We start from the raw sequence: 18,938 nt of genomic DNA, 5'->3' as shown, positions 1-18,938 counted from the left end.
GCATGACCTCGCTGAACCTCACCAACCTGGCCTGGACCCCCCTGGGCCAGGGCCACTGCCATCACCAGTTCCAACTGCGTGAGGCCAGCCTGCAGGTGGCGGCCGGCGAATTCGTCGGCCTGATCGGGCCCAACGGCAGCGGCAAGACCAGCCTGCTGCGCTGCGCCTACCGCTTCAGCAAGCCGCAGCAGGGCGAGGTGCAACTGGCCCACCACAACGTCTGGAAGCAGTCGCCGCGCTGGTGCGCGCAGCGCATTGCCGTGGTGCTCCAGGAGTTCCCCGACGCCTTCGGCCTGACCGTGGAAGAAGTGGTCGCCATGGGCCGCACGCCGCACAAGGGCCTGTTCGACGGCGACACCGAACAAGACCGGCGCATCGCCCGCGAGGCCCTGGAATCGGTGGGCCTGCTGGGCTTCGAGGACCATGCGTTCGCCACCTTGTCGGGGGGCGAAAAACAGCGGGTGATCCTGGCCCGGGCCCTGGCTCAGCGACCGCAGTTGCTGATCCTCGATGAACCGACCAATCACCTCGACCCGCGCTACCAGCTGGAGCTGCTGCAACGGGTCAAGCGCCTGGGCATCGGCACCCTGGCGAGCATCCATGACCTGAACCTGGCCGCGGCGTTCTGCGACCGGCTCTACGTCCTCGATCACGGGCGCATCGTCGCCAGCGGATCCCCCGCCGAGGTACTGACGGTCGAGCTGTTGCGCAATGTCTTCGGGGTCGAGGCCCTGATCGACGCCCACCCCCTGTCCGGCTACCCACGAATCACCTGGATCACTCAACCATGACCTTGCGCTCCCTGCTCCACCGCAGCCTGTTTCTGGCCCTGTCACTGGGCACCGCCCAGGCCTTCGCCGCAGCCACCCACTACCCGCTGACGATCAACAGCTGCGACCGCCAAGTGACCTTCAAGCAGGCGCCGCAACACGCCCTCAGCCACGACATCAACATGACCCAGATGATGCTCGCCCTGGGGCTCAAGCCGCGCATGGTGGGCTACAGCGGCGTCAGCGGCTGGAAGGCCGTGACCCCGCAAATGAGCACCCTGCTCGACGGTCTGCCGGAGCTGGCGGCCAAGTACCCGTCGGTGGAAACCCTGCTCAACGCCAACGTCGATTTCCTGTTCGCCGGCTGGGACTACGGCATGCGCGTCGGCGGCGACCTCACGCCGCAGACCCTGGCGCCACTGGGGATCAACGTCTACGAACTGACCGAGTCCTGCGCCTTCGTGATGAAGCGCCCGGCGGCCAGCCTCGACGACACCTACAACGACCTGCGCAACCTGGGTCGGATCTTCGACGTGCAGGACCGGGCCAACGCGCTGATCGCGCAGATGCAGGAGCAGGTCGCCGAGGTACAGAAGGACCTGCCCAAGGACAAGCCCCGGGTGTTCCTCTACGACAGCGGCGAAGACCGGGCCATGACCTCGGGCCGCCTGGGCATGCCCCAGGCCCTGATCGATGCGGCCGGCGGGCGCAACATTCTCGACGACGTCGAGGCCAGCTGGACCCGGGTCAACTGGGAAACCGTGGTCGAACGCAACCCGCAGGTGATCGTCATCGTCGACTACAGCGAAGTCACCGCCGAGCAGAAGCAGCAGTTCCTCCTGAACAACCAGGCCCTGCAAGGGGTCGACGCGATCAAGAACCAGCGTTTCATCGTCATTCCCTATGTGCAGGCCACCCCGGGGATCGACAACGTGCTGGCGGTAGAAGCCCTCGCCAAGGGTTTCCACGGCCAATGATCAAGGGTCGCTATGCCTGGCTGTTGCTGAGCCTGGGCGCCCTGCTGCTGGCGTCCTGTGTGCTGTCCCTGGGGTTTGGCCCGGCGCGGGTGCCGGCGGAGGTGGTCGGGCGGATTCTCCTGCACAAGGCCCTGGGCCTGGGCACGGTGGACTGGAGCCCGGGCCAGGAGCATATCGTCTGGCTGATCCGCGTGCCGCGCATGCTGCTCGGCGCTCTGGTCGGCGCCGGGCTGGCCCTGATCGGCGCGGTGCTGCAGGCCGTGACCCGCAACCCCCTGGCCGACCCGCACCTGCTGGGGGTGACCTCCGGCGCCACCCTGGGCGCGGTGATCGTGGTGCTGCACCTGGGACAGGTCATCGGCCTCCTGACCCTGCCCCTGGCGGCCTTTGTCGGCGCCCTGCTGAGCATGGCCCTGGTCCTGGGGATCGCCGCCCGCAACGGCCGCCTGGACAGCGACCGCCTGCTGCTGTGCGGGGTGGCGGTGTCCTTCGTGATGATGGCGGTGGCCAACCTGCTGCTGTTCATGGGCGATCACCGGGCCAGCTCGGCGGTGATGTTCTGGATGCTCGGCGGCCTGGGTCTGGCGCGCTGGGAACTGCTGGCGGTTCCCGCGGCCAGCGTGCTGCTGGGGCTGGGTTTGCTGCTGGGCATGGCGCGGCCGCTGAATGCCCTGATGGCCGGCGAGCAGACCGCCGTGACCCTGGGCCTGAATGCGCGCAACGTGCGCCTGAAGGTGTTCCTGATCGCCTCGCTGATGACCGGAGTGCTGGTGTCCATCAGCGGCTCCATCGGTTTTGTCGGGCTTATGGTGCCGCACATCGCCCGGCGCCTGGTGGGCGCCGAACATCGCCGCTTGCTGCCGGTGTGCGTGCTGCTGGGCAGCCTGTTCCTGGTCTGGGTCGACGTCGCCGCCCGCACCCTGATCGCCCCCGAGGACCTGCCGATCGGTGTGGCCACGGCGGCCATTGGCGGGCTGTTCTTCATCGGCCTGATGCGCCGCCGCTGATCCACTCAGCGGGAGCCGGCTGGCCGGCGAAGACGCCCCTGAGCCTTGTGCCAGGTTCGAGGGCCTCTTCGCTGGCCAGCCAGCTCCTACAATCGTCGCCCTTGCTTTAAGATCGCGCGCTTGGATCTCTCAGGATGAGTCTCATGTTCAGAACCGCACTCTTGGCCGTGCTGCTCGGCACCGCCCTTGGCGCCCAGGCCGGCACCTCGGTCGACGTCTCGAAAATCTACGGCAACATCCAGATCGTCAACAGCTTCCCCGACTACAAGGTCAAGGTGGTGAACTCCTTTCCCGACCTGAAGGTCAAGCAGGTCAACTCCTTTGCCGACTCGCCGGGCAAGTGGAAGATCGTCAACAGCTATCCCGATTACAAGATCCAGATCGTCGACTCCTTTCCCGACTTCACCATCAAATACGTCGACTCCTTCCCTGGGGTGAACTGAAGCCCTCGCTGACCAAGGCTGCCGCTCTGCGGCAGCACCACAATGACGCATCCCTGCGCACCATCCTCTGATCCAGGCCTCCTCTTGGGGCATCGACCGCCCTGCCCCAGCGCCTGAAGCGACGTTTTCATGCCCTGCGGCGACTCGGCACATCCCTTGCAAAACACCCCTTCAGTACCGACTCGGTGAACACCTCGGCGAGTGCCGAGGTGTTCACCGAGCCTGTGAAGTCCGCATCTGCCGCCTGAAAAAAAAATCAAAAGTTCATGGAGATCGCACAATGAAGCGTCGTAGTTTGCTCAAGGCTTTCACTCTCTCGGCAAGCATTGCCGCGATGGGCATGACCTGGACCGTCCAGGCCGCCGAGACCATCAAGGTCGGTATCCTGCACTCCCTGTCGGGGACCATGGCGATCTCTGAAACCTCGCTCAAAGACATGGCGCTGATGACCATCGACGAGATCAACGCCAAGGGCGGGGTCAACGGCAAGCTGCTGGAACCGGTGGTGGTGGACCCGGCGTCCAACTGGCCGCTGTTCGCCGAGAAGGGCCGCCAGCTGCTGACCCAGGACAAGGTGGCGGTGGTGTTCGGCTGCTGGACTTCGGTGTCGCGCAAATCGGTGCTGCCGGTGTTCGAGGAACTCAACGGCCTGCTGTTCTACCCGGTGCAGTACGAAGGCGAAGAAATGTCGCCCAACGTCTTCTACACCGGCGCCGCGCCGAACCAGCAGGCGATCCCGGCCGTGGAATACCTGATGAGCGAAGACGGCGGCAGCGCCAAGCGCTTCTTCCTGCTGGGCACCGACTACGTCTACCCGCGCACCACCAACAAGATTTTGCGTTCGTTCCTGCACTCCAAGGGTGTGGCCGACAAGGACATCGAAGAGGTCTACACCCCGTTCGGTCACAGCGACTATCAAACCATCGTCGCCAACATCAAGAAGTTCTCCGCCGGCGGCAAGACCGCGGTGATCTCCACGGTCAACGGCGACTCCAACGTGCCCTTCTACAAGGAGCTGGCCAACCAGGGCCTGAAGGCCACCGACGTGCCGGTGGTGGCGTTCTCGGTGGGCGAGGAAGAACTGCGCGGCATCGACACCAAGCCGCTGGTGGGCAACCTCGCGGCGTGGAACTACTTCGAGTCGGTGGATAACCCGGTGAACCAGAAGTTCGTCGCTGCCTGGAAGGCCTACGCCAAGGCCAAGAACCTGCCGGGAGCGGACAAGGCGGTGACCAACGACCCGATGGAAGCCACCTACGTCGGCATCCACATGTGGGCCCAGGCGGTGGAGAAAGCCAAGTCCACCGATGTCGACAAGGTTCGTGAGGCGCTGGCCGGGCAGACCTTCGCCGCCCCCTCGGGCTACACCCTGACCATGGACAAGACCAACCACCACCTGCACAAGCCGGTGATGATCGGCGAGATCCAGCCGGACGGTCAGTTCAATGTGGTGTGGCAGACCGAAGGGCCGATCCGTGCCCAGCCCTGGAGCCCGTTCATTCCGGGCAACGACAAGAAGCCGGACTACGCGGTCAAGAGCAACTGATCCAGCCCCAGGCCTGACGCCTTCCCTGTAGGAGCGAGCTTGCTCGCGATGAGGTCCGCAGGACCTGCAACGAAAACCGCTCGGCTGGCCGCTGCGCGGATCGCGAGCAAGCTCGCTCCTACGGGTTACCCGGGTGTTTTCAAGGACATCGCCATGCCCACTGCCCTCTACCGTTTGCTCCTCGCCTGCCTGTTGCTGCTGCCCATCGCAGCCCATGCCGGTGAAGCCGAAGATTTTGTCGCGGCCAATTCCAACCAACAGGCGCAACTGCTGGAAACCTGGGCCGTTCAGCCCGATCCGGCGCGCCTGGAACTGCTCAAGGCCCTGCAGCAGGGTCAACTGAGCATCGCCGGTGAAAGCAAAACCCTGCGCCTGAACAACCGCCTGCGGGGCCTGATCGACAGCGCCCTGGCCAGCCACCAGTTGCTTGCCACCGAGGCCAGCACCCGGCTCGACGCCGCCCGGCAGCTGCAGAAAAGCGCCAAGCCGGCGCAATTGAAATTCCTCGATGCCCGGCTCGCCGCCGAGCAGGACCCCGGCGTGCACGCCGCCCTGAGCCTGGCCCTGGCCAACCTGCAACTGGTGGACGGCGATCCGGCAGTGCGCCTGGCCGCCGTGCGCCTGCTGGGGGAAACCGGCGACCCGCTGGCCCGCACCCGTCTCGAAGGCCTGCTGCAACCCGGGGTCGAGGCCGATGCCAACGTGCGCACCGCCGCCGAAACCAGCCTGGCCCAGGTCAAGCGCAAGCTGCTGCTGGGTGAGGTCCTCGGCCAGGCCTTCAGCGGCTTGTCCCTGGGTTCGATCCTGCTGCTGGCGGCCCTGGGGCTGGCCATTACCTTCGGCCTGCTGGGGGTGATCAACATGGCCCACGGCGAGATGCTGATGCTCGGCGCCTACTCCACCTACGTGGTGCAGTGGCTGTTCCAGCGTTTTGCTCCGCAGGCCATCGAGTTCTACCCGTTGCTGGCCCTGCCGGTGGCATTTTTTGTCACCGCCGCCATCGGCATGGCCCTGGAGCGCACGGTGATCCGCCACCTCTACGGCCGCCCGCTGGAAACCCTGCTGGCCACCTGGGGCATCAGCCTGATGCTGATCCAACTGGTGCGCCTGCTGTTCGGCGCGCAGAACGTCGAGGTGGCCAACCCGGCCTGGCTGTCGGGCGGCATCCAGGTCCTGCCCAACCTGGTACTGCCCTACAACCGCATCGTGATCATCGCCTTCGCCCTGTTTGTCGTCGTGCTCACCTGGCTGCTGCTGAACAGGACCCGCCTGGGCCTGAACGTGCGCGCAGTGACCCAGAACCGCAACATGGCCGCCTGCTGCGGCGTGCCCACCGGACGGGTGGACATGCTCGCCTTCGGCCTCGGCTCGGGCATCGCCGGCCTGGGCGGCGTGGCCCTGAGCCAGATCGGCAACGTCGGCCCGGACCTGGGCCAGAGCTACATCATCGACTCGTTCCTGGTGGTGGTGCTCGGCGGCGTCGGCCAGTTGGCCGGCAGCGTGCTGGCGGCCTTCGGCCTGGGGATCGCCAACAAGATCCTCGAACCGCAGATCGGCGCCGTGCTGGGCAAGATCCTGATCCTCGCGCTGATCATTCTGTTCATCCAGAAACGTCCCCAGGGACTCTTTGCACTGAAAGGACGGGTGATCGACTGATGAACCAACCACTGCTCATTACCGCCAGCCAGAAAGCCGGGCCCAAGCTCACCCTCAGCGTCGGCGCCCTGCTGCTCCTGGTGTTGCTGGCATTGCCGCTGTTGTCGCTGCTGGCGGCGGACCACCCGCTGCACGTCTCGGCCTACACCCTGACCCTGGTGGGCAAGATCCTCTGCTACGCCATCGTCGCCCTGGCCCTGGACCTGGTCTGGGGCTATGCCGGGCTGCTGTCCCTGGGCCACGGTCTGTTCTTCGCCCTGGGCGGCTACGCCATGGGCATGTACCTGATGCGCCAGGCCGCCGGAGACGGCCTGCCAGCGTTCATGACCTTCCTTTCGTGGAGCGAACTGCCCTGGTACTGGACCGGCACCAGCCACTTCCTCTGGGCCCTGTGCCTGGTGGTGCTGGCGCCGGGTCTATTGGCCCTGGTGTTCGGTTTCTTCGCCTTCCGCTCGCGGATCAAGGGCGTGTACTTCTCGATCATGACCCAGGCCCTGACGTTTGCCGGGATGCTGCTGTTCTTTCGCAACGAGACCGGCTTTGGCGGCAACAACGGCTTCACCAACTTCCGCAGCATCCTGGGTTTTGGCATCACCGAGCCGGGCACCCGGGCGGTGCTGTTCCTGGCCACTGTACTGCTGCTGGTGGCCAGCCTGCTCCTGGGCTGGCGCCTGGCCCGGAGCAAGTTCGGCCGGGTGCTGACCGCCCTGCGCGACGCCGAGAACCGCCTGATGTTCTGCGGCTACGACCCGCGCGGCTTCAAGCTGTTCGTCTGGGTCCTGAGCGCGGTGCTCTGCGGCCTGGCCGGCGCCTTGTACGTGCCCCAGGTGGGCATCATCAACCCCAGTGAAATGTCCCCCACCAACTCCATCGAGGCCGCGGTGTGGGTGGCCCTGGGCGGGCGCGGCACCCTGGTCGGCCCGCTACTGGGCGCCGGGCTGGTCAACGGCATGAAGAGCTGGTTCACCGTGGCCTTCCCCGAGTACTGGCTGTTCTTCCTCGGCGCCCTGTTCATCGTGGTGACCCTGTACCTGCCCAAGGGCGTGATCGGCCTGCTGAAGAAACGAGGTGAACAATGAGAGTCACGGCCACGGCGGACTTCATGCTCGAACCCATACTCGAACCCAACAAGGACTCGGGCAGCAGCCGCGACGCCATCGGCCTCGGCCAGGCCGCCGGCAAGGGCCTGAACACCCGTCACGGCACCATCCTGACCCTGGAGGACATCAGCGTCAGCTTCGATGGCTTCAAGGCCCTCAACGACCTCAACCTGTACATCGGCGTCGGCGAACTGCGCTGCATCATCGGCCCCAACGGCGCGGGCAAGACCACCCTGATGGACGTGATCACCGGCAAGACCCGGCCGACCCGGGGCAAGGCCTGGTTCGGCGAAACCCTGGACCTGACCCGGATGAGCGAAGTGCAGATCGCCCAGGCCGGGATCGGCCGCAAGTTCCAGAAGCCCACGGTGTTCGAGGCCCTGAGCGTGTTCGAGAATCTGGAGCTGGCGCAGAAGACCGACAAGTCGGTGTGGGCCAGCCTCGGCGCGCGCCTGAGCGGCGAGCAGCAGGACCGCATCGCCCAGGTGCTGGAGACCATTCGCCTGAGCCCTTCGGCCCAGCGCCAGGCTGGCCTGTTGTCCCACGGCCAGAAGCAGTTCCTGGAGATCGGCATGCTGCTGATGCAGGACCCGCAACTGCTGTTGCTGGACGAACCGGTGGCGGGCATGACCGATGCCGAGACCGAGTTCACCGCCGAGCTGTTCAAGACCCTGGCCGGCAAGCACTCGCTGATGGTGGTGGAGCACGACATGGGCTTTGTCGGCTCGATTGCCGACCACGTCACCGTGCTGCACCAGGGCAGCGTGCTGGCCGAAGGATCGCTGGAACAGGTGCAGGCCGATGAGCGCGTGATTGAGGTTTACCTGGGCCGATGAATCGGCCAGCGACAAGCCGCAAGCTTCAAGCGGCAAGTAAAGAGCAAAGCCGTACAACCATCCTGCCCTGACTTGCAGCTTGAGTCTTGCAGCTTGAATCTACTGACGGAGTTCCGATGCTAGAGGTCCAACAGCTTCACCAGTACTACGGCGGTAGCCACATCCTCCGGGGCCTGAGCTTCGAGGCCCGGATCGGCGAAGTGACCTGCCTGCTCGGGCGCAACGGCGTGGGCAAGACCACCCTGCTCAAATGCCTGATGGGCCTGCTGCCGGCCAGGGAAGGCGCGGTCAACTGGGAGGGCCGGGCCATCACGGGCTACAAGCCCCACCAACGGGTCCAGGCCGGCATCGGCTACGTGCCCCAGGGGCGGGAGATCTTTGCTCGCCTGACCGTGGAAGAAAACCTGCTGATGGGCCTGTCCCGTTTCCCCGGCTCCCAGGCCAAGGAAGTCCCGGCCTTCATCTACGAACTGTTCCCGGTGCTGTTGCAGATGAAGCAGCGCCGCGGCGGCGACCTCTCCGGCGGCCAGCAGCAACAGCTGGCCATCGGCCGGGCCCTGGCCAGTCGGCCCCGGCTGCTGATCCTCGACGAGCCCACCGAAGGCATCCAGCCCTCGGTGATCAAGGAAATCGGCGCGGTGATCAAGCAACTCGCGGCCCGGGGCGACATGGCGATTGTGCTGGTGGAGCAGTTCTACGACTTTGCCGCCGAACTGGCCGACCAGTACCTGGTGATGTCCCGGGGGGAAATCATCCAGCAGGGCCGCGGTGAAAATATGCAGGCCGACGGTGTACGCGGCCTGGTTACGATCTAATCTGTAGCCTCCTAACGATAACGACCCAGCATGAACTCACCTGCCGCCACCGCCCTGTTCACCCCCAGCTGGCACGCCGAACTGGAGCTGGCCTACGCCCGTTTCGGCGCCAGCACGCGCCCGGTCCTGCGCCGCCACCTGGGCCCGCTGCGGGTGCAGAAGCACCTGTACGCCGAAGGCCCCGAGGTGTGCCAGCACATCATCGTGCACCCGCCCGGCGGCATCGCCGGCGGCGACCGGCTGGCGATCAGTGCCCGGGTCGAGCGCGACGCCTGGGCCCAGTTGACCAGCCCCGGCGCCGCCAAGTGGTATCGCGCCAACAGCCCGGCCGGTCAGACCCTGGACCTGCAGGTGGCGCCGGGGGCGACCCTGGAGTGGCTGCCCCAGGAAACCATTGTCTTCAGCGCCGCCCAGGCCGAACTGACGACCCGGATCGACCTGCAAGGCGACGCCCGGCTGTTCTACTGGGACATCGTCGCCCTCGGCCGCCCGGCCAGTGCCGAGCGCTTCGAGCACGGACACTTCCAGGCCCACCTGGATATCCGTCGCGACGGCCGGCCGCTGTGGCATGAGCGCCAGCGCCTCAGCGGCGGCGACGGCCTGCTGGATTCGCCCATCGGCCTGGACGGCCAGCCGGTGTTCGCCACCCTGCTGGTGACCGGCGACATCGACAGCCAACTGCTGGAGCGCTGCCGCGCTCTGCAGCACCCGGTACGCGGCGACCTGAGCCAACTGCCGGGGCTGCTGGTGGCCCGCTGCCTGGCCAGCGAGGCCCTGCTGGCCCGTGCCTGGCTGATCGACCTGTGGCGCCTGCTGCGCCCGGTCCTGCTGGGCCGCGAGGCCGTGCCGCCGAGAATCTGGAACACATGAAACACCTGCCCTTTTCAAACTGCCCAACGACGGATCGATCACGATGGACCTGACCCCACGCGAAAAAGACAAGCTGCTGATCTTCACCGCCGGCCTGGTGGCCGAACGGCGACTGGCCCGCGGCCTCAAGCTCAACTACCCGGAAGCCATGGCCTATATTTCCGCCGCGCTGCTCGAAGGTGCCCGGGACGGCCAGAGCGTGGCCGATCTGATGCACTACGGCACCACCCTGCTCAGCCGCGAACAGGTGATGGAAGGCATCCCGGAGATGATCCCGGAGATTCAGGTGGAGGCCACCTTCCCCGACGGCACCAAGCTGGTCACCGTCCACCAACCCATCGCCTGAGGCCGCGTCATGACCTATCGCATCCGTGATGCGCTGCACGCCGACCTGCCGGCGATCCGCGACATCTACAACGACGCCGTGCTCAATACCACAGCGATCTGGAACGACGCCCCGGTCGACCTGGGCAACCGTCAGGCCTGGTTCAGCGCGCGCCAGAGCCAGGGCTATCCGATCCTGGTGGTGGTCAACGCCGAGGAGCAGGTGCTCGGCTACGCTTCCTTCGGCGACTGGCGGCCCTTCGACGGCTTTCGCCACACCGTGGAACACTCGGTCTACGTGCGCCGCGACCAGCGCGGCAACGGCCTGGGTCCACAACTGATGGCGGTGCTGCTGGAACGCGCCCGTGGCTGTGACAAGCACGTGATGGTGGCCGCCATCGAGAGCGGCAACACCGCCTCGATCCGTCTGCATGAGCGCCTCGGTTTCATCAGTACCGGGCAGATGCCCCAGGTGGGCACCAAGTTCGGGCGCTGGCTGGACCTGACCTTCATGCAACTGACTCTCAACCCCGGGGCACAACCGCCCGCCCCTCACCAGGAGTGACCTCTCGATGAACGCCGCCCAACTGCGCCGAGTCCATGGAGAAAGCTTTGCCCATTACCGCCAGGGATTGATCGACCTGCTGCTGGACTCGGTGCAGCACGGCGCGTCCGTCGGTTTCATGGCCGACCTGGACGACAGTCAGGCCCGGGCCTACCTCAGCAGCGTGCAGGCCGGGGTCGAGGACGGCAGCCTGCTGCTGTGGGTGGTGGTGCATGACGAGAGGGTCCTGGCCAGCGTGCAGTTGGCGCTGTGCATGAAGGCCAACGGGCGCAACCGCGCCGAAGTGCAAAAGCTCATGGTGCTGCACAGCGCCCGGCGTCGCGGCCTGGGCCAGCAGTTGATCAATGCCCTGGAGCAGGCTGCCCGCCAGCACCGGCGCGGGCTGCTGTACCTGGACACCGAGGCCGGCTCGGCGGCGGAAGCGTTCTACCGCGCCCTGGGTTACACCCGGGTCGGCGAACTGCCCAACTACTGCCAGAGCCCGGACGGCACCTACACCCCTACCGCCATCTACTTCAAGACCCTGGGACAACCGCTATGATTCCTGGCCAATACCAGATCCAGCCCGGCGAGATCGAACTCAACGTCGGGCGCCGCACCTTGAGCCTGAAGGTGTCCAACAGCGGCGACCGGCCGATCCAGGTCGGCTCGCACTATCACTTTTTCGAAACCAACGACGCCCTGACCTTCGACCGCGCCGCCAGCCGCGGCATGCGCTTGAACATCGCCGCCGGCACCGCGGTGCGCTTCGAACCGGGGCAGACCCGGGAAGTGGAACTGGTGGAGCTGGCCGGCAAGCGCCGGGTGTTCGGCTTTGCCGGACGCATCATGGGCGACCTCTGAACACAGCTCCCAGTGACAAGCTTCAAGCGCCAAGCAACAGCGGCCTGAAGCGCTATGGATGTCTTTTGAATTTTCTTGCAGCTGGCAGCTTGAAGCTTGCCGCTCATTTCCGAGGAACGAGGAATGCGCATTTCCCGTGAGGCCTACGCCGACATGTTCGGCCCCACCGTGGGCGACAAGGTACGGCTGGCCGACACCGAGCTGTGGATCGAAGTGGAGAAGGACTTCACCACCTACGGTGAAGAAGTGAAGTTCGGTGGCGGCAAGGTGATCCGCGATGGCATGGGCCAGAGCCAGCTGCTGGCGTGCGATGTGATGGACACCCTGATCACCAACGCCCTGATCATCGATCACTGGGGCATCGTCAAGGCCGACGTCGGTCTCAAGGACGGTCGCATCGCCGCCATCGGCAAGGCCGGCAACCCGGATATCCAGCCCGACGTGACCATCGCCATCGGCGCCAGCACCGAAGTGATCGCCGGGGAAGGCATGATCCTCACCGCCGGCGGCATCGACACCCACATCCACTTCATCTGCCCGCAGCAGATCGAAGAAGCGCTGATGAGCGGCGTCACCACCATGATCGGCGGCGGCACGGGACCGGCCACCGGGACCAACGCCACCACCTGCACCTCGGGCCCCTGGCACATGGCGCGCATGCTCCAGGCCGCGGACGCCTTCCCGATGAACATCGGCTTTACCGGCAAGGGCAACGCCAGCCTGCCGGAGCCCTTGATCGAACAGGTCAAGGCCGGGGCCATCGGCCTCAAGCTGCACGAGGACTGGGGCAGCACCCCGGCCAGCATCGACAACTGCCTGAGCGTGGCCGACCAGTACGACGTGCAGGTGGCGATCCACACCGACACCCTCAACGAGTCCGGCTTCGTCGAAACCACCCTGGGCGCCTTCAAGGGGCGGACCATCCACACGTACCACACCGAAGGCGCCGGCGGCGGCCACGCCCCGGACATCATCAAGGCCTGCGGTTTTTCCAACGTGCTGCCCAGCTCCACCAACCCGACCCGGCCCTTCACCCGCAACACCATCGACGAGCACCTGGACATGCTCATGGTCTGCCATCACCTGGACCCGAGCATAGCCGAGGACGTGGCCTTCGCCGAAAGCCGCATCCGCCGCGAGACCATCGCCGCCGAGGACATCCTCCACGACCTGGGGGCGTTCTCGATGATCAGCTCCGACAGCCAGGCCATGGGCCGGGTCGGCGAAGTGGTGACCCGCACCTGGCAGACCGCCGACAAGATGCACCGCCAGCGCGGCCCGCTGCCGGGCGACGGCCCCGGCAACAGCAACTTCCGGGTCAAGCGCTACATCGCCAAGTACACCATCAACCCGGCGATCACCCATGGCATCAGCCATGAAGTGGGCTCCATCGAAGTCGGCAAGTGGGCCGACCTGGTGCTCTGGCGCCCGGCCTTTTTCGGGGTCAAGCCGACCCTGATCCTCAAGGGCGGAGCGATTGCCGCGAGCCTGATGGGCGATGCCAACGCTTCGATCCCGACCCCGCAGCCGGTGCATTACCGGCCGATGTTCGCCAGTTACGGCGGCAGCCGCCACGCCACCAGCCTGACCTTCATCAGCCAGGCGGCGCTGGACGCCGGAGTGCCGGAACAATTGGGCCTGAAAAAACGCATCGCCGTGGTCAAGGGCTGCCGCACGGTGCAAAAGAGCGACCTGATCCATAACGACTACCTGCCGAACATCGAAGTCGACCCGCAGACCTATCAGGTCAAGGCCGACGGTGTGCTGCTGTGGTGTGAACCGGCGGATGTGCTGCCCATGGCCCAGCGCTATTTCCTGTTCTGAAACCCATCCAGCCGCTGGGCAGGGACGGTGTTGAACCGGCGGATATGGCGCTAAGATGCGTGTCGGTTTTCCACTCTCTGCCCAATAAGGTGCCCGGCTATGCGCCTGTCCGATTTCATCGTGCAGCACGTTGATCGAATCGTTGATGAATGGGAACAGTTTGCCAGGACCCTGGCCGCGGACACTCTGACCCGCAGCGACCTGCGGGATCACGCCACCTCGATCCTGCTGGCGGCCGCCCGGGACATGCGCATCACCCAGAGCCCGGGTGAACAGCTGGCCAAGGCCAGGGGCGAAGGCCCGGAGAAATCCCCGAGCCTGGATGCGGCCGCCGCCAGCCATGGCGAACTGCGCCATCACGTGGGTTTCGATCTGGTGCAGATGACGTCCGAGTTCCGCCACCTGCGGGCCTGTGTGATCCGTCTGTGGGTCGCCAGCCTGGTAACCCCGGACCTGGAGCACCTGCAGGACATGATCCGCTTCAACGAGGCGATCGACGAAGCCCTGGCCGAGTCCACCACCGCCTATGCCGAGCAGGTCAGCCGCTCGCGGGATATCTTCCTGGCGATTCTTGGCCACGATCTGCGGGCGCCGCTGCAGGCGGTGAGCATGTCCACCGAGATGCTGGCGCGCAAAGTGCCGCTGGATGAGGACGCCCTGGCCTTTGTGTCGCGGATCAAGACCGGCACCCGGCACATGGGCGCCATGGTCAGCGATTTGCTGGAGTTCGTCCGCAGTCGCCTGGGCAACGGCTTGCCCATCGATCCCGCGCCCATGGACCTGGCCAGCGCGGCCAAGGCAGCCATGGACGAAGCCTGCGCGGGCCAGCCCGACTGCCTGCCGCTATTGAGCTTCGAAGGAGACAGCCACGGCATCTGGGACCGCGCCCGCATCGAGCAGATGCTGCAGAACCTGATCGGCAATGCCTTGCAGCACGGCAGCAACCGCCGCACCGTCACCGTGACCCTCACCGGCGGCGTCGAGCAAGTGCTGCTGACCGTTCACAACTACGGCGTCCCCATCCCCCAGGAAGCCCTGGCCACCCTGTTTGACCCGCTGGTGCGCAGTGCCGACGAGGAACTGGGCAGTACCAGCACCAGCCTTGGCCTGGGGTTGTTCATCGTCAAGGAAGTGGTGACCGCGCACCAGGGCAGCATCGAGGTCAGCTCCAACGAAAGCGACGGCACCACCTTCACCGTCACCCTGCCGCGGGTGTCCCGCGCCTGAGGCACGTTACAAACGCTAGCGCTCTTGGTAGCCGCTGCCGAGCGCCAGCGAAGCTGCGAACGAGGACGCAGTCCTCGCAACCCGATGTTGCCTGACACACCGCAGTCGCCTGGTTCTGCGGTCGCTGCGCGCCCGCTCGCAGCCTCGCTGGCGCTCAGCAGCGGCTACAGGTCATCAGTCCAGCAGCAGGCGGCCCAGGCGCTGCCTGAGCATCTGGTTCTCGGCGCGCAGTTGCCGCACTTCATCCAGCAGGTCCAGGGCCAGGGCGACCCCTTCCCACTCCAGGTCCAGATCGCGGCGCAGCTTCGCCGCGCGCTTGGCCAGGGACAGTTCGACATCACTGAAACGCCAGTTCTGGGGCGCCGTCCCCTGAGGTTCGAGGATGCCGTGCTCGACGATTTCGATCACGTAGGCCGCCGACAGGTCGGCCACTTCACAGAATTCTTCCATGTCCAGCTGAACGATCAGGGTGCTCATGATCGGCGCCTCCTAGTGTCGAATCAGAAATTTTCCCGGGGGTCGAACGCCGCCTTCTTCGCCAGCTCCTGCCACAAGGCCTTGACGTCATCGCCGGTGTGCTTGGGCATCACCGCCTTGAGCTGGACGAACAGGTAGCCGCGCTGGCCGGCCTTGTTCAGCAGACCGTGGCCCTTGGCGCGCATGCGCTGGCCGTTCTGGCTGCCGGCCGGAACCTTGAGGTTGATCTTGCCGGTCAGGGTCGGGACCGCGACCTCGGTGCCCAGCGCCAGCTCCCAAGGGGCCAGCGGCAGGGTGATGATCAGGTTTTCGCCTTCGACATCGAATTTCGGGTGCGGCGCAAAACGAATGGTCAGGTACAGGTCGCCATTGGCCCCGCCGCCCACGCCCGGCGCGCCCTGGCCCTTGAGACGGATGCGCTCGCCGTCGGTGACCCCGGCAGGAATCTTCACGTTCAGGCTCTTGCTGGTGTTGCTGACATGCTGGCCGGCGGCGTTGTACTGCGGCACCTGGAAGCTGATCTTCTTCGACTCGGTCGACAGGTTTTCCTCAAGAAAGATCGGCAGTTCCATTTCCACATCCTGTCCACGACGACCGCTGCTGCGGCGCTGTTCCGGGCCGCCGAATCCTGGCCCCCGGTTACCAAAGATCGAACTGAAGAAGTCCGAGAAATCACCACCGTCGCCGCCGCCAAAGCCGCCACGGCTCTGCCAGCCCGGCGGCCCCTGGAAGGGCTGGCCATGCTGACCGTACTTGCGCAGGTCGTCGTATTCGGCGCGCTTGTCGGCGCTTTTCAGCGCCTCATAGGCTTCCGAGGCATCCTTGAACTTGGCCTCGGCATCCTTTTCCTTACTGACGTCGGGGTGGTATTTGCGCGCCAGCTTGCGATAGGCGGCCTTGATCGCCTTGTCGTCCGCTGTCGGCTCCACGCCGAGAATCTTGTAATAGTCTTTGAAGTCCATCGAGGGAATCACCATCCGTTATCAAAGTCGCGCGGCGTGCAGCACAGCATGCTCGGTCTGGCAGCATGAGAATTGATCAATCTCAATCCTCTGACTGAACGGCGCATCAGAAGTTTATCGGCAGCCGCGGGCGGATCTTGTGATCCCTGGACGACTGCTCGGCCCATGCCTGCAAGTTTGGGGGTCAAGGATAGTCTTTCAAGGCACAACGGGTTGCGATTTAGCACATGGTCGGCCTTTGCAACGCGCGAGGACTGGCGTACGCTGCGCGGCCGTTTTTTTCACCGGATCCAAAGACATGAACAACGCCACCCCGGCCCGGGCCTGCGGCATTGACTTCGGTACCTCCAACTCCACCGTCGGCTGGCTGCGCCCCGGCGAGGAGACGCTGATCGCCCTGGAGGACGACAAGATCACCCTGCCTTCGGTGGTGTTCTTCAATATCGAGGAACGCCGTCCGGTGTACGGCCGCCTGGCGCTGCACGAGTACCTGGAAGGCTACGAAGGCCGGCTGATGCGCTCGCTGAAAAGCCTGCTGGGCTCCAAGCTGATCAAGCACGACACCAGCGTGCTGGGCACCGCCATGCCGTTCAAGGACCTCTTGGGGCTGTTCATCGGCCAGTTGAAAAGCCGCGCCGAAGCCACCGCTGGTCGGGAATTCGAGCAAGTGGTACTGGGCCGCCCGGTGTTCTTCGTCGATGACGATGCCGCCGCCGACCAGGAAGCCGAAGACACCCTGGTGGAAGTGGCGCGCAAGATCGGCTTCAAGGACGTGTCCTTCCAGTACGAACCGATTGCCGCGGCCTTCGACTACGAGTCCACCATCGAACGCGAAGAGCTGGTACTGATCGTCGACATCGGCGGCGGTACTTCGGACTTCTCCCTGGTGCGCCTGTCCCCCGAGCGCCGTGGCGTCGATAACCGTCACGACGACATCCTCGCCACCGGCGGCGTGCACGTCGGCGGCACCGACTTCGACAAGCAGTTGAGCCTGCAGGGCGTGATGCCGCTGTTCGGCTACGGCAGTCGGATGAAGAGCGGCGCCTACATGCCCACCAGCCACCACATGAACCTGGCGACCTGGCACACCATCAACTCGGTGTACTCGCAAAAGTCCCAGCTGGCCCTGGGCAGCATGCGCTACGACATCGAGGACACCGGCGGCATCGACCGCCTGTTCAAACTGATCGAACAGCGCGCCGGGCACTGGCTGGCCATGGAAGTGGAAGAAACCAAGATCCAGCTGACCCACGCCGAGAACCGCCTGGTGGCCCTGGACCGCATCGAGCGCGACCTCAGTGTCGACCTGAGCCGGGCCCTGTTCGAATCCTCCATCGACGGTTTGCTGGAGCGCATCCGCACCAGCGTCACCCAACTGTTGAGCGACGCCAATGTTGGTGTGGCCCAGGTCGACACGGTGTTCTTCACCGGCGGCTCCAGCGGCATTCCGGCGCTGCGCCAGAGCGTGGCGGCCATGCTACCCAACGCCCGGCATGTGGAAGGCAACATCTTCGGCAGCATCGGCAGCGGCCTGGCCATCGAAGCCAAGAAGCGCTACGGATAAGGGCAGCGGCAAGCTTCAAGCGGCAAGCCGCAAGTAAAGGCAAGAGCGGGATCGGCTGTAGCTTGCGGCTTGAAGCTGCAAGCTGGCGGCTGCTGTTAAACCAGGCCCGCCAGCTTCAATTCGCTCTTCAGGTAGGCGTAATAGATCGGTCCCGCCACCACCCCGGGCAGGCCGAAGGCGGCCTCGAACACCAGCATCGCCAGGAGCAGTTCCCAGGACTTGGCACTGATCTGCCCGCCGACAATCCGCGCGTTGAGGAAGTATTCCAGCTTGTGGATAAAGATCAGGTAGCCCAGCGCCGCCACCGCCACCCAGATCGACAGCGACAGCCCGACGATGGTGATCAGGGTGTTGGAGATCAGGTTGCCGATCACCGGCAACAGGCCCAGCAGGAAGGTCAGCACGATCAGGGTCTTGGTCAGCGGCAGCTTGACCCCGAACAGCGGCAGGATCAGCGCCAGGAAGATCCCGGTGAAGAAGGTGTTGAGCAGGGAGATCTTGATCTGCGCGAAGACGATGTTGCGAAACGCCTGGACCAGCAGGTGCAGGCGGTCGAACAGCGCCGCTGCCAGGGGCTTGCGCTTGGTCAGGTCGGGGATGCGCTGCAGGGCGATGATCGCCCCCAGGACCATGCCGATCAGCAGGGTCACGAACATGTGCGCCGCGTCCTTGCCCACCAGCTGCAACTCGCTCAAGTGCTTGCTGGCCCAGGCGCCGATGGCGGCCTGGAACTCCGCGGCGCTGGCCGGCAGGTAGGCGTCGAGGAACGGCGGCAACTGGCCCCGGGCCTTGTCCACCACCACCATGAACTTGCCCAGCGAGGCGCCAGGGTTCTCCGCTTCATGCAACAGGAAGCTGATGGCCCCGGCGAACAGCAGGGTCAACAGACTGACCACCAGCGTGCCCAGCAGCGCCACTGCCAGCCAGCGCGCCCGCCGGCCCTCGATCAGCCGCTGCAATTGCGGGGTGAGCATGTTGACCAGCTCGAACACCAACAGCCCCGCCAGCAGGCTGGGTAACAGACGCAAGGGCAAGGCCAGCAACAGGCCACCGAAGATGATGATCCAACTGATGAACAACAGATGACGCTGTGAAAACGCTGGCATATAGCCTCAAGACAAACAGCGGGAAA

Annotated in this window: 20 protein-coding genes; 17 read left to right on the top strand and 3 right to left on the bottom strand. The window is 65.3% G+C overall.

What is annotated here, in order from left to right; all coding sequences use genetic code 11:
- The first annotated feature begins 2 nt into the window (after positions 1-2).
- The 16 genes from PST29_RS03210 (at position 3) to PST29_RS03135 (ending at position 14,803) form a co-directional block, all read left to right on the top strand.
- Positions 3-791: an ABC transporter ATP-binding protein gene (locus PST29_RS03210; protein WP_060837320.1), complete on the top strand. Its 789-nt coding sequence runs from the start codon at positions 3-5 to the stop codon at positions 789-791.
- Positions 788-1,747 carry an ABC transporter substrate-binding protein gene (locus PST29_RS03205; protein WP_060842356.1) on the top strand — a complete coding sequence of 320 codons (960 nt, stop codon included), beginning with the start codon at positions 788-790 and terminating at the stop codon, positions 1,745-1,747. The genes PST29_RS03210 and PST29_RS03205 overlap by 4 nt, the downstream gene beginning before the upstream one ends.
- Entirely contained in the window at positions 1,744-2,754 is a 1,011-nt protein-coding gene (locus PST29_RS03200; RefSeq protein WP_060837318.1) for a FecCD family ABC transporter permease, read from the top strand. Before PST29_RS03205 ends, PST29_RS03200 begins: the two co-directional genes overlap by 4 nt.
- A gap of 143 nt (positions 2,755-2,897) precedes the next feature.
- A complete protein-coding gene (locus PST29_RS03195; protein WP_060837317.1) occupies positions 2,898-3,197 on the top strand; it encodes a hypothetical protein in 300 nt (99 codons plus the stop codon).
- Between the two features lie 280 nt (positions 3,198-3,477).
- Positions 3,478-4,743: an urea ABC transporter substrate-binding protein gene (gene urtA / locus PST29_RS03190; RefSeq protein ID WP_060837316.1), complete on the top strand. Its 1,266-nt coding sequence runs from the start codon at positions 3,478-3,480 to the stop codon at positions 4,741-4,743.
- A 153-nt stretch (positions 4,744-4,896) separates the two neighbouring features.
- Positions 4,897-6,399 (top strand): urea ABC transporter permease subunit UrtB, encoded by a 1,503-nt coding sequence (gene urtB / locus PST29_RS03185; RefSeq protein ID WP_060842355.1) that lies wholly within the window; start codon positions 4,897-4,899, stop codon positions 6,397-6,399.
- Complete coding sequence (urtC, locus tag PST29_RS03180; protein ID WP_060842354.1) at positions 6,399-7,478, top strand: urea ABC transporter permease subunit UrtC; 1,080 nt, start codon at positions 6,399-6,401, stop codon at positions 7,476-7,478. The genes urtB and urtC overlap by 1 nt, the downstream gene beginning before the upstream one ends.
- On the top strand, positions 7,475-8,335 hold the full coding sequence (gene urtD / locus PST29_RS03175; protein ID WP_060842353.1) for an urea ABC transporter ATP-binding protein UrtD: 861 nt from the start codon (positions 7,475-7,477) through the stop codon (positions 8,333-8,335). Before urtC ends, urtD begins: the two co-directional genes overlap by 4 nt.
- A 116-nt stretch (positions 8,336-8,451) precedes the next feature.
- A complete protein-coding gene (gene urtE / locus PST29_RS03170; RefSeq protein ID WP_060837313.1) occupies positions 8,452-9,150 on the top strand; it encodes an urea ABC transporter ATP-binding subunit UrtE in 699 nt (232 codons plus the stop codon).
- 30 nt (positions 9,151-9,180) lie between these two features.
- Positions 9,181-10,020, top strand: a complete 840-nt coding sequence (locus PST29_RS03165; RefSeq protein WP_060837312.1) for an urease accessory protein UreD — start codon at positions 9,181-9,183, stop codon at positions 10,018-10,020.
- Positions 10,021-10,063: 43 nt separating this feature from the next.
- Positions 10,064-10,366, top strand: a complete 303-nt coding sequence (locus PST29_RS03160; RefSeq protein ID WP_060837311.1) for an urease subunit gamma — start codon at positions 10,064-10,066, stop codon at positions 10,364-10,366.
- Between the two features lie 9 nt (positions 10,367-10,375).
- Complete coding sequence (locus tag PST29_RS03155) at positions 10,376-10,909, top strand: GNAT family N-acetyltransferase (RefSeq protein WP_060837310.1); 534 nt, start codon at positions 10,376-10,378, stop codon at positions 10,907-10,909.
- 7 nt (positions 10,910-10,916) lie between these two features.
- The gene (locus tag PST29_RS03150) at positions 10,917-11,450 is read left to right on the top strand and encodes a GNAT family N-acetyltransferase (protein ID WP_060842352.1); all 534 of its coding nucleotides are present in this window, start codon (positions 10,917-10,919) and stop codon (positions 11,448-11,450) included.
- Entirely contained in the window at positions 11,447-11,752 is a 306-nt protein-coding gene (locus tag PST29_RS03145) for an urease subunit beta (RefSeq protein WP_060837308.1), read from the top strand. Before PST29_RS03150 ends, PST29_RS03145 begins: the two co-directional genes overlap by 4 nt.
- 123 nt (positions 11,753-11,875) lie before the next feature.
- A complete protein-coding gene (ureC, locus tag PST29_RS03140) occupies positions 11,876-13,576 on the top strand; it encodes an urease subunit alpha (RefSeq protein WP_060842351.1) in 1,701 nt (566 codons plus the stop codon).
- A 99-nt stretch (positions 13,577-13,675) separates the two neighbouring features.
- Positions 13,676-14,803, top strand: a complete 1,128-nt coding sequence (locus tag PST29_RS03135) for a sensor histidine kinase (protein ID WP_060842350.1) — start codon at positions 13,676-13,678, stop codon at positions 14,801-14,803.
- A gap of 174 nt (positions 14,804-14,977) precedes the next feature.
- On the opposite strand, the gene PST29_RS03130 is transcribed toward PST29_RS03135, so the two are convergent.
- Together PST29_RS03130 and PST29_RS03125 are read right to left on the bottom strand one after the other, a co-directional pair.
- The gene (locus PST29_RS03130) at positions 14,978-15,283 is read right to left on the bottom strand and encodes a chaperone modulator CbpM (RefSeq protein ID WP_173655925.1); all 306 of its coding nucleotides are present in this window, start codon (positions 15,281-15,283) and stop codon (positions 14,978-14,980) included.
- A gap of 20 nt (positions 15,284-15,303) precedes the next feature.
- Positions 15,304-16,242, bottom strand: coding sequence for a DnaJ C-terminal domain-containing protein (locus PST29_RS03125; RefSeq protein ID WP_060845064.1), 939 nt, complete (start codon positions 16,240-16,242; stop codon positions 15,304-15,306).
- A 298-nt stretch (positions 16,243-16,540) separates the two neighbouring features.
- Between PST29_RS03125 and PST29_RS03120 the strand changes: the two genes are divergently transcribed.
- Positions 16,541-17,806 (top strand): Hsp70 family protein, encoded by a 1,266-nt coding sequence (locus PST29_RS03120; RefSeq protein ID WP_060837304.1) that lies wholly within the window; start codon positions 16,541-16,543, stop codon positions 17,804-17,806.
- Positions 17,807-17,901: 95 nt separating this feature from the next.
- Here the strand turns inward: PST29_RS03120 and PST29_RS03115 are convergent, their stop codons facing one another.
- The gene (locus tag PST29_RS03115; RefSeq protein ID WP_060837303.1) at positions 17,902-18,912 is read right to left on the bottom strand and encodes an AI-2E family transporter; all 1,011 of its coding nucleotides are present in this window, start codon (positions 18,910-18,912) and stop codon (positions 17,902-17,904) included.
- Between the last annotated feature and the right edge of the window lie 26 nt (positions 18,913-18,938).

Source organism: Pseudomonas sp. St29, assembly GCF_001547915.1.
Lineage (GTDB): Bacteria > Pseudomonadota > Gammaproteobacteria > Pseudomonadales > Pseudomonadaceae > Aquipseudomonas.
The sequence above is the reverse complement of the archived record's forward strand: the minus strand, read 5'-3'. Positions and strand labels throughout refer to the sequence as shown.